Source organism: Janthinobacterium sp. GW456P (assembly GCF_002127655.1).
GTDB lineage: Bacteria > Pseudomonadota > Gammaproteobacteria > Burkholderiales > Burkholderiaceae_D > Janthinobacterium.
In genome coordinates this window covers 43,573-59,370 of the sequence record NZ_NEHB01000016.1, presented here as the reverse complement: position 1 = coordinate 59,370, position 15,798 = coordinate 43,573, and the positions used below count along the sequence as shown (strand labels likewise).

The following is a 15,798-nucleotide window of genomic DNA, read 5'->3' as shown; positions in this document are numbered from 1 at the left end:
GCATTTCGCCAGCATCGTCATTCATGTGACCGCTGCGGTTCGGTTATGGCAGAACCATCGGACTTGTACGAAATGTCCGCCGACTTTTCGTGTGAGGCATGTTTGACAGATGCTGAGCGGAGGTAAGGAAAAAATGCTTCGCTATATGACCATACCAAAGTTCTCCAGCGAATCAGGCTATACCCCTGACGCGATCAGAACAAAGATCCGGGACGGGATCTGGCCGAAGGACGCCGTCTGGATCAAGGCACCAGACAATCGAATTTTAATTGACGTGAAAGGGTATGAATCATGGGTAGAGACGGGCGAGGTGTTAAAGCTGCATCGGAAAGCAGCATCGAAATCACCTTCATGTATCGCGGCACCAGGTGCCGGGAAAGGATCGCGCTCAAGCCCACCTCCGCTAACCTGAAACGGGCCGAGAACCATCGAGCGGCGATCCTGCACGCGATCTCTACCAACAGCTTTGACTATACGGCCACATTCCCGCAATCATCCAATGCGGTCAAGTTCGCCGACCAGGTCGGCGACGTGCAGACCGTCGAGGCGTTTCTGGATAAGTGGCTGGACAGGCAGAAAAAGCACCTCAAGGCCAGCACGTACAACGGCTATCGCAAGATCGTCGTCGGCCAGCTGATCCCCTGGTTCGGGACGATCATGCTGTCGGCGCTGCGCAAGAAAGACGTGCGGGCGAAGCTGGAGCCCATGAGCGCGACCAACAAGACCATGGCCAACATCCAGAGCGTGCTGCGCAAGGCGCTGGACGACGCGATAGAGGACGAACTGATAGAAGTCAATCCGCTGGCGCGCTGGTGCTATTCCAAAGTCGAGGCGCCGCAGTCGAAGGACGATATCGACCCGTTCACAAAAGAGGAACAAGCTGCAATTCTGGCACAGGCAACCGGCCAGGGGCGTAACCTGCTGCAGTTTGCTTTCTGGACCGGCTTGCGCACGTCCGAGCTGGTAGCTCTGGATTGGGCCGACGTGGATTTCGTGCGTGGCGTGGTGATGGTGACGCGAGCCCTCACCCAGCACTCCAAGGCTGCAGAAAGCACCAAGACCAGCGCCGGCCGCCGTGAAGTCAAGCTGCTGGAGCGTGCCATGCATGCGCTGCAGGAGCAAAAGGCGTTCACCTGGGCGAAGAGCGAGGAAGTCTTTCAAAATCCACGCCTGGAACGGCGCTGGGAGGGCGACCAACCAATCCGCAAGACACTATGGACCGGCATTCTGCAAAACGCTGGCGTACGGTATCGCAACCCTTATCAGACACGGCACACCTATGCCAGCATGATGCTATCGGCCGGCGAACACCCTATGTGGGTGGCAAAACAGATGGGGCATACGGATTGGACAATGATTGCGCGTGTATACGGACGGTGGATGCCAGATGCTGACCAAACAGCCGGTTCAAAAGCAGAAGCAATCTTTGGAGAGCCATAGTTGCAAAATACATCACAACCAATAAGAACTTGCCGAGACAGAGTTACGAAGTGTACACCTCAGTTTCGGTAAACAAAACGTCTCGATCCCATACCCACTATTCATACTTGGCTAATGCCTTTGCAAAGCCAACTGTGACCTCGTTCAACGTGTCGATTGATCCTTGACTGACGAGCATAAGAATTTCTCCACACACGTTGTTTCGGATTGATGCGACTCCATGAACCGTTTGAATAGGTATGTTCAGTAGCCCAGATAAAACCTTCATCGAACTGAGCTGCTGCGCTGTTAGAGATTTAGAAGCGGCCCATTCGTCGTAATGCCGAAAGTTCGCTGCTGCGGCCGAAAATACTTCACCGATGGAAAAGGTAGCGAACAGCTTGCCAGCTTGGCGCCACTGAGCGTCAGATGCATTCACATCCAGCTTCAAACGATAAAAAAGACTGTTTAAAATTACAGCTATAGAACCGGCAAGGGTTGAGAAAACCAACTGTGCTTCGATGATAGCATCAGTGACTTCATGGAAAGCCGCTGCATCTTTGGACAATGTGGGCGGTTCTCCTCGCTGCCGGGCAGTAGACAGCCCTTCGAATGTCTGTTCAGCCCTTACCATCGGGACGAACAATTCTCTTATCGTTGACTCACTTTGCCGCCAACGCTCAATAAATCTAAACATTCCATTAGCTGTTGCATTTCCGAGCTGCCAATCACCATCGCGCGTCACCGCGATATCACCGAAATTATTCAACTGTAGGTCAAGGCTCGTCTTCAGCTTTGTTAGCCCGAAACGTGACAGAGTTTCGTCGAATTCCTGCATGACACGAATACTCCTATTGGTGTAAGGCTATGATTGATTAGAAATGAAAGCAGATGGAAGAGCCTACTTCAATTTATGTACCTGGCAAATTTTTGATAGGCTGCCGAGCTTTAACAACAACTCAGGATGCAACATGGCACGCCGAAGTCGTAAATCACCAGGCGCTCTAAGTTTAAGACTCACATTTTCAACACGAAAGGCGTCTCCAACTGGGACAGCAAACCGATATTCCTTTTGCCACTCAAATGATTTGGGCTTTCTCATAGCAATCCGCTCAGGTAGTGCCCAATCCACAATCGGCGCCTCATCCCACTCGTAGTAACGAACTTGATGATGTACGAGCTTCTCTGCACGCAGTCGCCGTCTCAATGAAAGTTTGGATCGTACTAGACTAATAAATTTTAGAGGATCGAATATTTCCACTGCTACCTCGGCGTCAAATCGATGCGCGATATCGGAAGAAATCTCTGTACTCATGCAGTAGACAAATATCTCCTCTTCCTTCGCAGTAGCCTCGAAGCGATGCGGCAAGGCAATTGTTTCTTTGGTACTTACGTTGGTTATCGAAAGGCCTTCCGACGGCAGATGAATCAATGTTCCTTCGTGTTCGTCCGCACGTACGCCCTCGTCCTCATAATCTCGAAAGTAAGAAAGCGCGCGGAAGAGTACTTCACCTCTATCTACAAACGCATCTGCATTCTTCTTCGAAAAATAACGGACGAGGGGTTTCATTCGGGTATCCTTGGGTTGACGTGCAGGTCTAAATATCAAAAAAAGCCGATATCACCACGACTAGGGCGCATTCCAGATTATGAAAATTCGTCACAACATCGAGGCCAATGTCCGCATTTTGCCAGCAAATTCTGTTAAATACGCGAAAATATTGGGTTTACGGTAGGTTCGATTCCCGCCGTCTCCACCACCGAACAAATAAAAAGGGCTTCCCCGCTTCAGCGGGGAGGCCCTTTTATTTGTTCCATGCATGCAGAACGCGGGCGTCGCCTCCGCGTCCGGCACGGGCGCGGGGGTTTTGCGGGACTTCGGCGAGCGCAGCTCGGCGCCGCAAAACCGGGTTGCGCTTGCAAGCGCAACCCTCTCCGATTCTTCTGGCTAGCTCTTGCGCCGCAAGCGGTTTTTCCTAACAACAACCTTAGCTGCTCAGGCTGTGTGCGGATGGCGGACTTGCTCCTCGTACCCAGATGCATCCTTTACATAACACCACAACCGCTCAAACCACAATCACAAGAAAAACTGAAAATTCGGGGTTTGCGGAAACTTTTTTTGCAAAATGCCCTCCACACGAAATTTTTTCTGGTAACATTCCCTTCACAAGAGACAACTTTGAGAGCGACGCATGAATACAGCACCTCCACTTGGCCTCCGCGAGCTAGAGCAGCTCATAATGAAGCATGTTCCACGTGATATCTTTATGGCTTGTGAAGATGCTTACTATAACGGCGATGAAAAAGGCCGTACTGAGTCCTCACCTTTTGCGAAAGGCCACCGTCCTTCCGCCGCAGGTCAAATTAAGCATTTTCGTATTAATGAAGCCTTCCATGAAGCTTTAGAGGCCCAAAATGCAGATCCAACCCCAATAAAAGGAACACAATTAGTTATAGGGCGATCAGGTATATTTAAAATTGTTCGACTCAATGTGCCGGGCCACAAGTGGGTAAACCTGAGACGTAGTGCTACACGTAAAGCACTAGCTGAACTCAACGATGATATTAAGCGTAGTTATGTTCAAAGTGACTTTTTTACTGACGCACTCGCACCAGCCGGAGGAACAATATTTATTATTGGTGTTATGGATGGCATTGATGAAAAAGGAATTTCTCAGTTAACGCAAGTTAAAATCGCATTACCAGCACCCGACATGAAATCATGGCTTTACATAAATACCATTTCTGATTTTGTGAGTCTTTACGACCAAGCAAACGTTGTTACCCAAGTTGATAACGCTCAACCAAAACTCAAGAAAAATACTAAGAAACAAACAGGAAATGACCAAGGGAATTAATGATCTCCAGCCTGCACGCCTTGAACAGGCGATTGCGGCTCGTGGCCTCACCAAGGGCCAATTAGCAAGTCTCGTCGGCGTAGCAGCACCGACAGTCACAAAATGGTGTAAAGGTGATCAATCACCAGAAACCCATACATTTGATCGCCTTGCTTCTGTACTCAACGTGCAAGCAGAGTGGCTTACACGACCAATATTGCAATCTATTTCCCCTCCGTTATATCGCAGTAATGCGTCGACCCTAAAAGCTGCTCGTGCGAAGTTAGAAGCACGCACAGAATGGCTACAGGAAGTTGCGTCACTCCTCAGTGAATATGTTGAATATCCTAAGGTCAATCTACCACAACGAAATTTCATAGATCCCGAGCAAATTAGTGATACTGATATCGAGTTTGCTGCAGATGAGTGCCGGGCACTGTGGCAGCTAGGACATGGACCAATTCCAAATCTTGCTTTGGCTGCTGAAAGTGCAGGCATTATCGTGGCTAGAGAGGAAACTGAAATATCGGCTATTGAAGGATTGTCGAGTTGGAGCGAATTATTGAACCGACCGATTATTTTTCTATCAGCAGATAAAGCTAATGGATTTCGCAGTCGCTTCGATCTCGCTCACGAAATAGGACACCTAATACTTCATAAAAATATATCTAGAGCCGATGAGCGAGACCGCTACAATCAAATGGAAAAGCAAGCACATAGATTTGCTAGTGCTCTATTACTTCCTGCTGAAAAATTTTCTTGCGAAGTTCGCGTACCGACAAATTTGGACAACTTATTAATACTGAAGCAACGTTGGGGAGCATCTGTAGCCGCGATGATGATGCGATTACATTTGCTTGGATTATTAAGTGATGAGGAAAAATTGGCGCTCTTTAAACGTCGCTCTGCTCGATGGGGATCTAAGGCTGAACCTGGAGATGAAAAATGGAATCCAGAATTACCACGACTGCTGCGTCGTACTGTAGAGTTGTTGGTAAACGAGGGAATATTACCAGCTGAGAGTCTTCCGCGTCATTTAGGCCTTTCCCCTCTAGACATACAGAAGCTTTGTGGTTTACGTAATAACTACTTTGATGCACCAGGAGAGGTAATTGATCTTGCCACGCTACGCATAGCAAAATCCGATGAGCAAGCGGTACGTCGTCCTGAGAGAGGTCCAGGGTCTGTCATTGCTTTTCTAAATTTCAAGAAATAGAATGCGAGCAAGGCACTATATGCAACCAGGTCAGTGCCTCCATTTGTACATAACCTCTATATCTTCATTGGTGCTGAGGTCGCGTCCGCTATTCGGACACGACCTCAGCACTCAGGAATCAAAACTGCGATTACTCCCCGCACACCGCCCCACCCACCGCCCCCCCAATACTCAAGCCCGTCGACAAATCAAACCCAAAATCACAGCGATAGCCATCCTTTGATCGATATCGGCACAGCAGCATGTCACGATTACGAATGCGTATTTGCGGATCGGCGCAGCCATCGCGCATATCCGGACCGATGGCTTCGAACAGGTCTTTTGCGGCGGTTCCCGTCAAGCGAAACGCGACTTTGGTATCGCCCGCAACCGGGGCCACGGCATCGTCGAGATATGCGCCATAGATCGCGTACGAACCTGAAAATTCCTTCTGTACAAACTCCCAGACGGCCCGGGCCTGATGCGCCAGCAGCAAGCACAGCATGGTGGCAAGTATCAGACTGACGCGTTTCAGCATATGGAGCCGCCGATGCTGCGCCCGGTCAGCAGATCAAAGCCGAAGTCGCAATGATGACCATCACGGGGATGGTAGGAGCAGCTCACTTCCGCCCGCTGGCGCAGGCGATATTCGCCATCCACGCCGCACGCGTTGCGCAAGTCGGGGCCCATCGCATCAAATAGCTGTTTCGCCGCCTTGCCGTCGATCCAGAACGCGATGCGCTTGTCTTTTCTGGTCGGCGGCTGTGGATCGCTCAGGCTTCCGCCATAAATCGCATAGCGGCCTTTGAATGGCTGATAAGAAAATAGCCATTTGGGGGCGGATTGGGCCATGGCAGTAGCCAAAACAAAGAGAAGAAAAACAGCGAGAAGACGTTTCATATCATCTGCTCCGCTACTTGATCGTGACATGAAAATGGTCGTCGTGGCGTATCAGTGATCTTATCCGGGGGATGGTGGGGTCATTAAAAAAGATAACCTGGACAAAGCTGAATTCAAAAAATACACTGATCAGCTGAGCCGTTGCATCCCGATCATACTGAGAGTCAAACCTTGTTACAGCGCTCTCCATTTTGTCTTTGCGAAGCAATCGGACGTCGACGTCTTTTCCGCTTCGATGACCTTTATGTTCACTGTAGGGAGTTCCATCAGCCAGGCTGATATTTCCAAAACCAATTTTCCGGCTATCGATGCCCTGCCATTGATGTTCAACCAAGAATAGCAGCGAAAGCAACTTGGGATGGGCATACTGGCCGGCACCGTTGGGCGGTGTTCCATAGGTGTAGTAACCCGCGCCTTCCGGCCTTTGCGGAAGATTAAAGTAGCCGCGTCTATCCTTGGGCTGCAATTCCAGCATGCGCACTCCTGAATGTAAAACCCCAGCGCTCAGCTCAAAGCAAATGGCGCCATGTGATGCTCCCGTATATATCACGGAGCATGTCAGGCGCCGATGCAGTTGGCAGAGCTCCCCCCTCGCTCGCAAAAAAACATGCGCACGCGACGATTTTTGCCGTTATGCATTTTCTGGGTATTGCTTAGAATCAAACATCCATACACTGATGGGATCGTTTTCAGGTGTTCCCGCTACTTGAAGCCATGATATTGATGCTGCGCAAAGGCGCACCTCGCCACCTTAAAATTAAGAACCATCCCCCCGCAAATACCCGATCGCCCGCCGATACTTCTCTATCCTCTCCATATCCTTCTGCGTCGGCTCCCCTATCCTCGACAGATCGCTATTCTCAGCCAGATCAGCCAGCTTGACGGCCTTGCCGACCTGGTTCAAGGCCGCGCGGGCGATGAAATCTTCATACAACTCGCCTTCGATCTTGGTCACGGCGCGCACGCCATCGATCACTTCCCGGGAAAACCCTTCACGCGCCAGGTCGTCGAAAGTGACTTTGCCGTCGCTGTCTTCCACCACATCATGCAGCACGGCGACGATCTGCTGGACACCGGCGGCGACGCGCAGCATCACGCGCAAAGGGTGCAAAATGTACGGCGCGCCGCCCTTGTCCGTCTGGCCGGCATGGGTGGCGGCGGCAATCTCAATCGCGCGCTCCAGGGTACCCCAACTTGCGTGTTCACTCATGTTCACTCCTTGTTCACTTCACGTTGGTTAAGATTTCCACTGCGCCCCAATCTCGTCTCTGCAAATGGCAGACGCTGCTGCACAGCAAAGCCGGTACCAACAAGTTGAGGATAGGCAGGAGCATCAGCAAACACAGCAGCAATCCCAGTGCAAAAATCGCCGCACGCTGTTCGCCGCGCAGCGCCGCTTGCTGTTCCATGCCAAGCACATCTTCAGCCGCCGCGCCGTAGCTCATCTGCACATTCCAGGTCAGCAAGTACGCGATCAGCACGCACATGGCCCACACGGGGGATCAGCAGGGAACGCAGCAGCAAGCGCGCCGTGCCGATGGCGCCGGCGATAAAAACCAGGACATAGAACAAGGCAGCCAGCGCCAGCAACGCCAGGGCGATCTGGCCGATCGACAGCAGGGCCTTGGCGGCGCAGTCCAGTCCGCCAGTGATATTGCCCATCTGCGTGACGGTGGCCGGCCCATTGGCCAGTGGCCCGACACCATTCATCACGCTCAGGCCCAGCAGGCCGGTGACGGACACCAGCGCCGGCATGGCGCTCAACTCGGCGAAGAAACGGCCGAAATAGCTGTACAGTCCCAGCCACAGCCACAGCGCCACGACGGCCATGCACCACAGTACAGAACGCCACCACAGCCCCGCATGACGGGCATCGCGCAACCCCAGGCCCACGCACGTGAAGGCTTCCCGCCAGGCCAGCAGCCAGGTTTGCAATTTTTTGTCACCTTCGGGCATGCCCCGCAATGAAGTAGCTGACACGTCGACCTGGATGTTGCCGATTGTACATGGGTCAGGCTGGCGCACGCGCAGCGCAGGGCAAACCCGACGCAGCGCCATCAGCCTTCATCAAAGGCTACCGAAACGCCAAAGCTGTCGCAGCCTGCTCGGCATGATCGCAAGCTGACGCATAGCAGACCCGGTTTCTCCCCGATGCCTTGGCCTTGTACAGTGCCTTATCCGCGAGTTCAACCAGCTCGACCGCCTGGTTTTCCAGGTACGTCGGCATCAACGCCGCCACGCCGACGCTGGCCGTCACCACGCCAAGAGGATTGCCACGATGCTCGATTCCCAGCGATTGCACGGCCTGGCGGACGTCTTCCGCCACCGTCAAGGCGCCCGGCAGATCCGTCCCCGGCAATAAAATGACCATTTCCTCGCCGCCATAGCGCGCCGCAAGGTCGCCCGGCCGGCGCATGCTGTAAGCCACCACCTTGCCGAGTTTTCTCAGACACTCGTCGCCGGCCACATGGCCATAGATATCGTTGTATTGCTTGAAGAAGTCGACATCGATCAACACAAGTCCAAGTGAGTTATTTTCACGCTGCGCACGGCTGAACTCGGCAAGCAGCGACTGGTCGAAGTGGCGCCGGTTCGCCAGCCCCGTCAACCCATCCTGATTGGCAAGGCGGGCCAGGGTTTCATTGATCAATTCCAACTCGTTGCGCGCTTCAACCAGTCCCGCCTCGCTTTTCACCCGCAAATCGATCAGCCGCACCACGCGGTATCCGATAAACGCGATCAGCAATACCAGCACCCCGCCCACGGCGTTTTGTATCACGGTATCGAGGCGCCATGCAGCGAGGACTTCATCCTGTGACAATGCGGCAGAGACCACCAGCGGATATTCTTCGACTCTTCGATAGCTATTGATACGCGTCACGCCATCGACTCTCGACTTGATCACGGCCGTGCCCACGGGACTTTTCGGTAAATAATCATGAAATAAGGGAAACTGCGAAAGATCGCGTCCCAGCAAACTCTCATCGAATGGCCTGCGCAATAAAAGAATGCCCGTGCCATTCGCAATAAAAATGGCGCCCTTTTCTCCTATCGCAAAACGTTCATAAAACAGCCTGAAATAATTCATATCGATGGTCGCCAGCGCCACGCCGCCGAAACTTCCATCCGGCATATTGATCCGCCGCGACACCGTAACAATCCAGTTTCCCGTCGATTTGCTGCGCACGGGAGGCCCGACATAGGGCCCCCGCTCATCATGCGTTCGATGGTAGTTGAAATACTCTCGATCGGAATTATTCAGATTGCTCAACAAGGTTTTCTGAGAGTTCACGAGCCAGCTACCATCCCTGGCATAGACGAAGATACCGTGCAGCTGCCGCAGCTCGGCTACGCGGGTGACCAGCAATTTATGGATACGGGCCAGTTCAAGGTCGGAAACACCGTCCGCCTCCACCCGTTCCACCAGGCCGACCAGCACCGTATCGGCCTCCTTGATGGTGTCATAGGCATGCTGGGCAACAGATTGCGCCAGGTTGGCGCTTTCGCGGGCAGCTTCATTCAATTGCACTTCCCGTGCACGCAAGGTCATCCATAACTGGGTCGCCAGGAGCGACAGGCACACGAGCACGACAAATGAGATCGCCAGCGGCAGCAAGGAAAATCCCCGGAAGCCCGCTCCCAACATTCGTGGCGGCAAGCTGCGTGACCTGATCATGGATACACTCCCGGTTTGATATCCGCCAAAGTGTGCACGAAATAGGCAGCAACATACTCACACTTGGTAACAAACATGATATAAAAAAGTCACCATGACACTTGCTGGGCCATGTCTCCTCTCGGCCATGGCATCGGTGAGTGCCATATCGGAGAGCACTGATGCAACCTCCGCTTGCATGCTGCGCCATGGCGCTCGCTCTATTCTCGCCGTCCCAGGCCGCGGATAAACCGCCGGCATGGACTGGCGAACCACGACCCTTGCGGGGTGACTATCAGATCTATGGCGGACCGCTGTCCGAAATGCTGCCGCCCACGCGAAACGACCGGAAAGTGGCAATCATGGTCAAAGGGGAATTGCTACGGGAGCTGCCAAGCGCGAACTCTTCTTCCACGGTACAAATCGGTACGCGGGTCGCCCCCAGCGCAGCGACCATGACAACCATGGTAAACGATCTGCTGGAATTCGCCAGGACACAGCTGGGGGGATGCATGCCCATTTCACCCACCTTGGGCGATCTGGGGGAAATCCGCAAGACGGCCGTCGAAAATGCCTCGGCCGCCCACCCGCAGTGCAAATTCGAGCTGAGCACCACGGGCGAGATGATCGGCGACTTCGATGCGGCCCGCCTGGCCCAGCTGTTTTCCAATTTATTCAACAACGCCGCGCAATATCGCACCGACGACCAGCCGGTGACCATCACGGCCTGCGGCGATGCCGATACGGCCGTGGTGCAGGTGAAAAATTTCGGCCGCCAGATCCCGGAAAGCTCGCTGAAGAGCATTTTCGATCCCCTGGTGCAGCTGGCCATTTCCGACGATCACAAGGCACGCAATGCCACCAGTATCGGCCTGGGCCTGTTTATCGCGCATGAAATCGCCAGCGCGCACGGCGGCACCATCGGCGCCGAGTCGAGCCTGGAATCCGGCACGGCATTTACCGTGCGCCTGCCCAGGGTGTGGCTGAACGAGGGAGCGAACGGCGGCCAGGCGCGCCCCCTCGTAGAAGACGACATCGCCAGCCGGGACAGGCTCGCCCTACCTGCGGCTGAGCGGCACATACTCGCCGGGCAAGCTGGCCGCTTCCAGCGCATCGGCAAAGGCCAGCAGGAACTTTGCCGGGCCATGGTCCGACACCAGCAGGGAAGCGCCCTTGTGGCGCAGCAGTTTCAGCACTTCCTGCTGGTGCGCCTGGTATTCGCCGGAGTTGCCGTAAAACGTCTGGTACATCTCCAGGGTTTCCATGGCCTTGGCGGCCAGGATGAATTCGGGCTTTTCCATGATATCTCCTCGTTGTTGGTGCTGCCAAAACCACGAAAAAAAATCCAGCGGCTGCGCCGGGCACTGCCTTGTGACAGCCGCATCCGTTTCCATCATACGCTTGAACCCGGCCATTGCGCAGTGCAATCGTGCATCTTTCCTGTTCCGCCCGTCCCGCTTCAAAGCAGCACCTGCCGCCGTCCCCTTGCGCGTGCGCGCTAGCAGCATCGCGCCGCGCATGGCATCATGCGCGTTGCCGATTCACTCCACACCCGCATATGGACCAATATCACTTTCTCGTAGGCGAATTCAAGAAAGATAGCCCCTTTGTTCCCGCCGCCGCCAGCGCGCAGTTGTTCGCCTGGTTCGCGCAGATCGGCGAGCGCGTCGAACGCTACGGCAACAAGCGCGGCAAGATCGTCAAGTTCTCACAGCGAAACTACGAGAAGATGCTGTTCGCGCCCGATACCGAAAGCTTTGACCTGTTTTCCCCACGCATCGTGCCGCCCGACGAAGCGTACGAGGCAACCAACTGCGACGCGCTCGCCATTTATTCATCGCGCTCCGAGCTCGTGCTGGCCATACGCGCCAGCAAGCTTTCGCTGGCGCAGCTGTTCGACGGTGCACGGGCCATTCCCGGCCTGTTCGAGCACTGCGAGTATGTGTACTGCTACGCTGAAACGCAGGGCTACGGCACCGGCTACGCGCTCGGCTACCGGCAACTCGATGAGGCCCATCCGATGACCTTTGGCATCCCTTGCCCGGCGAATAACTGGTCCGCCATCGAGCGGCGCGGGCTGAAAGGCGAGCACCTGCGCGATATATATACCATCAACGCTGTCACGCAAGCCAGACTGGACGCGCTTCCGCCCGAGCGCCGGCAAGCGCTGCACGATGCCATGCAGGCTTATGGCCGCTGCGAAGCACATGCGGGATGGACGTTCTGGCTTGTGCCACCCGAGGAACTGGACGCTGCCCGCGCCGCCCTGAACGCGCATGCCATGCTGGGCGCGTACATCAACAATTGATCTCCATGAAGCCACACCTTTCCCTACATTGCTATCTGCAAGACCAGCCCGCCGAGCGGCCCTTGCCCTGCTCCGACGTGACCATCCACGCCGACCCGGCCACCCTGCGCGCCATCGCCCGCTTCCTGCTGGCCAGCGCGGACGAGTTTGATCAGGCGCAGGAGCCTGCCGGCATGCATGCGCACCTGCAAGACCAATGGGCAGGCTGGCAGGACGATTTCCCCGACCTGGTCGTGGTGTCCGCCTAGGCCGGCGCGCGTCGGGTAACATACGCCACCTTTGCCATACAGAGATCACGATGCCCCACTCCCGATACGCGCTGCCGTGGCTGCGCAGCGCCATGCTGGCCGCCGCGCTGGCCAACCTGTCCGCCTGCGCCAGCCAGCCCGCGCACGAAGCGCTGTTCCTCGCCACCACCCTGACCGCGCCGCATTCCTTTACCAAGGGCATCGAAGGCCCGGCCGTCGATGCGGATGGCAATATCTATGCCGTCAACTTCGCGCGCCAGCAAACCATCGGCAAGGTCAGCCCCGGCGGCACCGGCGAGGTGTACCTGACCCTGCCCGGCACCAGCATCGCCAACGGCATCCGCTTCGGCAGCCGCGGCCAGATGTATTTGGCCGACTACATGGAACACACGGTCTACCTGGTCGACCCGGCCACGCGCGCGCTGACCATCCACGCGCGCGAGCCGCGCATGACGCAGCCGAACGACATCGCCATCACGGCCGACGACGTGCTGTATGCGAGCGACCCGAACTGGAAAGAAAACACGGGCCGCGTGTGGCGCATCGCGCAGGACGGCACGGTGACCCTGGCGCTCGACACCATGGGCACGGCGAACGGCATCGAGGTCAGCCCCGACGGCAAGATTTTGTACGTGAATGAAAGCGTGCAGCGCAATATCTGGATGTACGACATCGCCGCGGACGGCAGCCTGAGCGGCAAGCGCCTGCTGATCAAGTTCGACGATTTCGGCATGGACGGCATGCGCGTCGACGTCGACGGCAACCTGTACGTGACGCGCTACGGCAAAGGCACGGTGGTCAAACTGTCGCCGCAAGGGCGCATCCTGCGCGAAATCAGCGTGCCCGGCGCCAAGCCCAGCAACATCACCTTCGGCGGCCCCGATGGCCGCACGGCGTACGTGACGGAGGTGGTGCAGGGACGCCTGCTGCAATTTCGCGTCGACCGCCCGGGCCTCGAGTGGCAGCGGGTGCAGGCGCGCCGCACGCCGGAATAGTGGTGGTGTCGGATGACGGTCTTCGATCTGCCCCGACATACGCGCTGTTGTTGGTGGCGTCGGATTACGGTCTTCGACCTAATCCGACCTACGCATTGCCGCGATGGACGCGTAGATCGCGTAGGTCGGCTTAGCCGGCACGGCGTAAGCCGACGACATGGTTGAATGCGACCGGCTCAGCGCGGAATGACGCGCTCCGCCTTGAGCTTCTCGAACAGATTGAAGAAAGCCTCCGGCGTATCCTGGTAATCGAGGAAGCCCGCCTTGCGGCTCTTGCCCATGTCCGTCATCACTTCCATCGGCCGTCCCAGATCCGCATCCGTATGCCACCACGAAGCGAGGCGGCCGACATCCGACTCCGCCAGACCATGCTGCTGCGCGATGGCGCGCCATTGCGCGGGGGCGTCCTGCATGCGGCTGTCCAACGGCGCCATCGCCTCGGGCAAATCCGCCGCTGCCACGCCGAAGTAGGCGGCCAGGCGCGGCCATAGCCACTTCCAGCGGAATACGTCGCCATTGACGATATTGAAGTCTTCGTTGCGCGCGCAAGGGTTTTCCGCCGCCCATGCCAGGTGGCGCGCGATCTGGCCTGCGTCCGTCATGTCGGACAAGCCATGCCACTGCGCGGGCGAACCGGGAAAGACGAAGGGCTGGTCGCTGGCCTTGCACAGGTTCGCATACACGGCCAGGGTCAGGCCCATGTTCATGGCGTTGCCCAGCGCGTAGCCGATGATGGTGTGCGGGCGGTGCACGCTCCACGTAAAACCGTACTGCGCGGCTGCCGCGAATAGCCGGTCTTCCTGCTCGTAGTAGAAATTCTCCACGTCCTGGCGGCCCTGCTCTTCGCGGAACGGCGTGACGGGCACGCTGCCCTTGCCATAGGCGTCGAACGGTCCCAGGTAGTGCTTGAGGCCCGTCACCAGCGCCGCATGGCGCACGTGCCCATTGGGACCCAGCGCGGCCAGCACATTGGCGACCATGGCGCCGTTGACGCGGATGTTTTCCTGTTCGTTGGCCTGGCGTGCCCATGCCGTAAAGAAGACGTGGCTGGCGTCCAGGCCCGCCAGCGCGGCGCTGACGGCCGCGCCATCCGTCGCGTCGAGCGGCAAGCATGCGCAACCGGCAGGGACTGGGGTGCGACCGCGCGAGACGCCCGTCACTTGCCAGCCCTGCGCCAGCAGATGCGTGGCCAGGTTGCTGCCGATGACGCCGCTGGCGCCGATGATCAATGCGTGCTTGTGCATGGGTACTCCAATCGCTGTGTAAAAAAACCATGATATAGCGGACTGAAATTCTTATCCGCGATAGTATTTCACCTTATTCATGAAAAATATTCTCAAATCATGTCCGACCATTTGAAAGGCATCGCGCCGTTTCTTGCCACCGCCGAGGCCGGCAGTTTCACCCGGGCGGCCGAGAAACTGCACCTGAGCAGCTCGGCCGTGAGCAAGAGCGTGGCGCGCCTGGAAGCGCGCCTGGGCGTGATCCTGTTCGAGCGCAGCACGCGGCGTTTACAGTTGAGCAGTGCGGGGCATGCCTATTACGCCACCTGCAAGCGCGTGCTGCAGGAACTGGTCGATGCGGAAAACGTGCTGGCCGAGCAGGAAGGGGAACTGGCAGGCAAGGTGCGCATCGGCGTACCCGCTTCGTATGGCCGCATGCGCGTGATGCCGGCGCTGATCGATCTGTGTGAAAAATATCCGCAGCTGCAGCCGTCGATCGCCTTCAGCGACCGCTTTGCCGACCTGTTCGAGGAGCGCATCGATATCGCCGTGCGCATCGGCGCGCCGGGCAGCGGATCGCAAGCGCTGGGGCAACTGCATCTGGGCGAAGAGCGCCTGATCTTTTGCGCGGCGCCCGCCTACCTCGCGCGGCGCGGCACGCCGGTCGCCATCGCCGATCTCGATGCCCACGACTGCATCGCCTACGGGCGGGGCGACGGCACGGCGGCGCCGTGGCTGTTTGCAGGCGAGGATGGAGTGGAACGGCGCGCGGCCCAGCCACGCCTGACGGTGGGGGACGCCGAGGCGCAGACGGCCGCCGTGCTGGCCGGCCTGGGCATCGCGCAGCAGGCGACCTGGCTGGTGCACGAGCACCTGGCCAGCGGCGCCATCGTCGAAGTATTGCCCGCCTGCGCCACGCCAGGCTTGCCGCTGTCGCTGGCCTGGCCGCTGGCGCGCCAGCTGACCGCCAGGACCGGCACGCTGCTCAAGGAATTGAAGCAGCGCCTGACGATCTGAA

18 protein-coding genes are annotated in these 15,798 nt (G+C 56.7%); 8 read left to right on the top strand and 10 right to left on the bottom strand.

Features of this window, described 5'->3' with window-relative positions; all coding sequences use genetic code 11:
- Nucleotides 1-291 precede the first annotated feature (291 nt).
- A complete protein-coding gene (locus tag CBW66_RS16500; protein ID WP_086138163.1) occupies nt 292-1,440 on the top strand; it encodes a DUF3596 domain-containing protein in 1,149 nt (382 codons plus the stop codon).
- Nucleotides 1,441-1,537: 97 nt separating this feature from the next.
- Here CBW66_RS16500 and CBW66_RS16495 read toward each other — a convergent pair whose 3' ends face one another.
- Both CBW66_RS16495 and CBW66_RS28520 read right to left on the bottom strand, forming a co-directional pair.
- Complete coding sequence (locus CBW66_RS16495; RefSeq protein ID WP_086138162.1) at nt 1,538-2,257, bottom strand: hypothetical protein; 720 nt, start codon at nt 2,255-2,257, stop codon at nt 1,538-1,540.
- A gap of 63 nt (nt 2,258-2,320) precedes the next feature.
- Nucleotides 2,321-2,989 (bottom strand): hypothetical protein, encoded by a 669-nt coding sequence (locus CBW66_RS28520; protein WP_139841646.1) that lies wholly within the window; start codon nt 2,987-2,989, stop codon nt 2,321-2,323.
- A 622-nt stretch (nt 2,990-3,611) separates the two neighbouring features.
- On the opposite strand from CBW66_RS28520, the gene CBW66_RS28515 reads away from it, so the two are divergent.
- Nucleotides 3,612-4,277, top strand: a complete 666-nt coding sequence (locus CBW66_RS28515) for a hypothetical protein (RefSeq protein ID WP_139841645.1) — start codon at nt 3,612-3,614, stop codon at nt 4,275-4,277.
- Nucleotides 4,261-5,472, top strand: coding sequence for an XRE family transcriptional regulator (locus CBW66_RS16490; protein WP_086138161.1), 1,212 nt, complete (start codon nt 4,261-4,263; stop codon nt 5,470-5,472). The genes CBW66_RS28515 and CBW66_RS16490 overlap by 17 nt, the downstream gene beginning before the upstream one ends.
- A 130-nt stretch (nt 5,473-5,602) precedes the next feature.
- Here the strand turns inward: CBW66_RS16490 and CBW66_RS16485 are convergent, their stop codons facing one another.
- From CBW66_RS16485 to CBW66_RS16455, 7 genes are all read right to left on the bottom strand, one after another.
- Nucleotides 5,603-5,989, bottom strand: coding sequence for a hypothetical protein (locus CBW66_RS16485; RefSeq protein WP_086138160.1), 387 nt, complete (start codon nt 5,987-5,989; stop codon nt 5,603-5,605).
- Nucleotides 5,983-6,351 (bottom strand): hypothetical protein, encoded by a 369-nt coding sequence (locus CBW66_RS16480; RefSeq protein ID WP_139841644.1) that lies wholly within the window; start codon nt 6,349-6,351, stop codon nt 5,983-5,985. Before CBW66_RS16480 ends, CBW66_RS16485 begins: the two co-directional genes overlap by 7 nt.
- 13 nt (nt 6,352-6,364) lie before the next feature.
- Nucleotides 6,365-6,826, bottom strand: coding sequence for a penicillin-insensitive murein endopeptidase (locus CBW66_RS16475; RefSeq protein WP_086138158.1), 462 nt, complete (start codon nt 6,824-6,826; stop codon nt 6,365-6,367).
- Between the two features lie 282 nt (nt 6,827-7,108).
- The gene (locus CBW66_RS16470; RefSeq protein WP_086138157.1) at nt 7,109-7,561 is read right to left on the bottom strand and encodes an HD domain-containing protein; all 453 of its coding nucleotides are present in this window, start codon (nt 7,559-7,561) and stop codon (nt 7,109-7,111) included.
- Nucleotides 7,562-7,574: 13 nt separating this feature from the next.
- The gene (locus tag CBW66_RS16465; RefSeq protein ID WP_086138156.1) at nt 7,575-7,796 is read right to left on the bottom strand and encodes a hypothetical protein; all 222 of its coding nucleotides are present in this window, start codon (nt 7,794-7,796) and stop codon (nt 7,575-7,577) included.
- Nucleotides 7,774-8,307, bottom strand: coding sequence for a hypothetical protein (locus tag CBW66_RS16460; protein ID WP_086138155.1), 534 nt, complete (start codon nt 8,305-8,307; stop codon nt 7,774-7,776). The genes CBW66_RS16465 and CBW66_RS16460 overlap by 23 nt, the downstream gene beginning before the upstream one ends.
- Nucleotides 8,308-8,425: 118 nt before the next feature.
- Nucleotides 8,426-10,027: a sensor domain-containing diguanylate cyclase gene (locus tag CBW66_RS16455; protein WP_230492012.1), complete on the bottom strand. Its 1,602-nt coding sequence runs from the start codon at nt 10,025-10,027 to the stop codon at nt 8,426-8,428.
- Between the two features lie 161 nt (nt 10,028-10,188).
- Here CBW66_RS16455 and CBW66_RS16450 point away from each other — a divergent pair, with 161 nt between their 5' ends.
- Genes CBW66_RS16450 through CBW66_RS16435 form a run of 4 tightly spaced genes read left to right on the top strand, consistent with a single transcriptional unit; the run spans nt 10,189 to nt 13,557 of the window.
- Nucleotides 10,189-11,508, top strand: coding sequence for a sensor histidine kinase KdpD (locus tag CBW66_RS16450; protein WP_086138153.1), 1,320 nt, complete (start codon nt 10,189-10,191; stop codon nt 11,506-11,508).
- A 56-nt stretch (nt 11,509-11,564) separates the two neighbouring features.
- Nucleotides 11,565-12,314, top strand: coding sequence for a hypothetical protein (locus tag CBW66_RS16445; protein ID WP_086138152.1), 750 nt, complete (start codon nt 11,565-11,567; stop codon nt 12,312-12,314).
- Between the two features lie 5 nt (nt 12,315-12,319).
- The gene (locus CBW66_RS16440; protein WP_139841643.1) at nt 12,320-12,562 is read left to right on the top strand and encodes a hypothetical protein; all 243 of its coding nucleotides are present in this window, start codon (nt 12,320-12,322) and stop codon (nt 12,560-12,562) included.
- Between the two features lie 50 nt (nt 12,563-12,612).
- Entirely contained in the window at nt 12,613-13,557 is a 945-nt protein-coding gene (locus tag CBW66_RS16435; protein ID WP_170932977.1) for an SMP-30/gluconolactonase/LRE family protein, read from the top strand.
- Nucleotides 13,558-13,733: 176 nt separating this feature from the next.
- Here the strand turns inward: CBW66_RS16435 and CBW66_RS16430 are convergent, their stop codons facing one another.
- Nucleotides 13,734-14,801, bottom strand: a complete 1,068-nt coding sequence (locus tag CBW66_RS16430) for an SDR family oxidoreductase (protein WP_086138150.1) — start codon at nt 14,799-14,801, stop codon at nt 13,734-13,736.
- A gap of 99 nt (nt 14,802-14,900) precedes the next feature.
- Here CBW66_RS16430 and CBW66_RS16425 point away from each other — a divergent pair, with 99 nt between their 5' ends.
- A complete protein-coding gene (locus tag CBW66_RS16425) occupies nt 14,901-15,797 on the top strand; it encodes a LysR family transcriptional regulator (protein WP_086138149.1) in 897 nt (298 codons plus the stop codon).
- Nucleotide 15,798 lies beyond the last annotated feature (1 nt).

Coding starts and splice junctions, on each gene's coding strand:
- CBW66_RS16455 (WP_230492012.1), bottom strand. CDS start 10,027: ATGATCAGGTCACGCAGCTTGCCGCCACGAATGTTGGGAGCGGGCTTC.
- CBW66_RS16450 (WP_086138153.1), top strand. CDS start 10,189: ATGCAACCTCCGCTTGCATGCTGCGCCATGGCGCTCGCTCTATTCTCG.
- CBW66_RS16435 (WP_170932977.1), top strand. CDS start 12,613: ATGCCCCACTCCCGATACGCGCTGCCGTGGCTGCGCAGCGCCATGCTG.
- CBW66_RS16485 (WP_086138160.1), bottom strand. CDS start 5,989: ATGCTGAAACGCGTCAGTCTGATACTTGCCACCATGCTGTGCTTGCTG.
- CBW66_RS16480 (WP_139841644.1), bottom strand. CDS start 6,351: ATGAAACGTCTTCTCGCTGTTTTTCTTCTCTTTGTTTTGGCTACTGCC.
- CBW66_RS16495 (WP_086138162.1), bottom strand. CDS start 2,257: ATGCAGGAATTCGACGAAACTCTGTCACGTTTCGGGCTAACAAAGCTG.
- CBW66_RS28520 (WP_139841646.1), bottom strand. CDS start 2,989: ATGAAACCCCTCGTCCGTTATTTTTCGAAGAAGAATGCAGATGCGTTT.
- CBW66_RS16470 (WP_086138157.1), bottom strand. CDS start 7,561: ATGAGTGAACACGCAAGTTGGGGTACCCTGGAGCGCGCGATTGAGATT.
- CBW66_RS28515 (WP_139841645.1), top strand. CDS start 3,612: ATGAATACAGCACCTCCACTTGGCCTCCGCGAGCTAGAGCAGCTCATA.
- CBW66_RS16440 (WP_139841643.1), top strand. CDS start 12,320: ATGAAGCCACACCTTTCCCTACATTGCTATCTGCAAGACCAGCCCGCC.
- CBW66_RS16430 (WP_086138150.1), bottom strand. CDS start 14,801: ATGCACAAGCACGCATTGATCATCGGCGCCAGCGGCGTCATCGGCAGC.
- CBW66_RS16490 (WP_086138161.1), top strand. CDS start 4,261: ATGACCAAGGGAATTAATGATCTCCAGCCTGCACGCCTTGAACAGGCG.
- CBW66_RS16425 (WP_086138149.1), top strand. CDS start 14,901: ATGTCCGACCATTTGAAAGGCATCGCGCCGTTTCTTGCCACCGCCGAG.
- CBW66_RS16475 (WP_086138158.1), bottom strand. CDS start 6,826: ATGCTGGAATTGCAGCCCAAGGATAGACGCGGCTACTTTAATCTTCCG.
- CBW66_RS16465 (WP_086138156.1), bottom strand. CDS start 7,796: ATGAGCTACGGCGCGGCGGCTGAAGATGTGCTTGGCATGGAACAGCAA.
- CBW66_RS16500 (WP_086138163.1), top strand. CDS start 292: ATGGGTAGAGACGGGCGAGGTGTTAAAGCTGCATCGGAAAGCAGCATC.
- CBW66_RS16460 (WP_086138155.1), bottom strand. CDS start 8,307: ATGCCCGAAGGTGACAAAAAATTGCAAACCTGGCTGCTGGCCTGGCGG.
- CBW66_RS16445 (WP_086138152.1), top strand. CDS start 11,565: ATGGACCAATATCACTTTCTCGTAGGCGAATTCAAGAAAGATAGCCCC.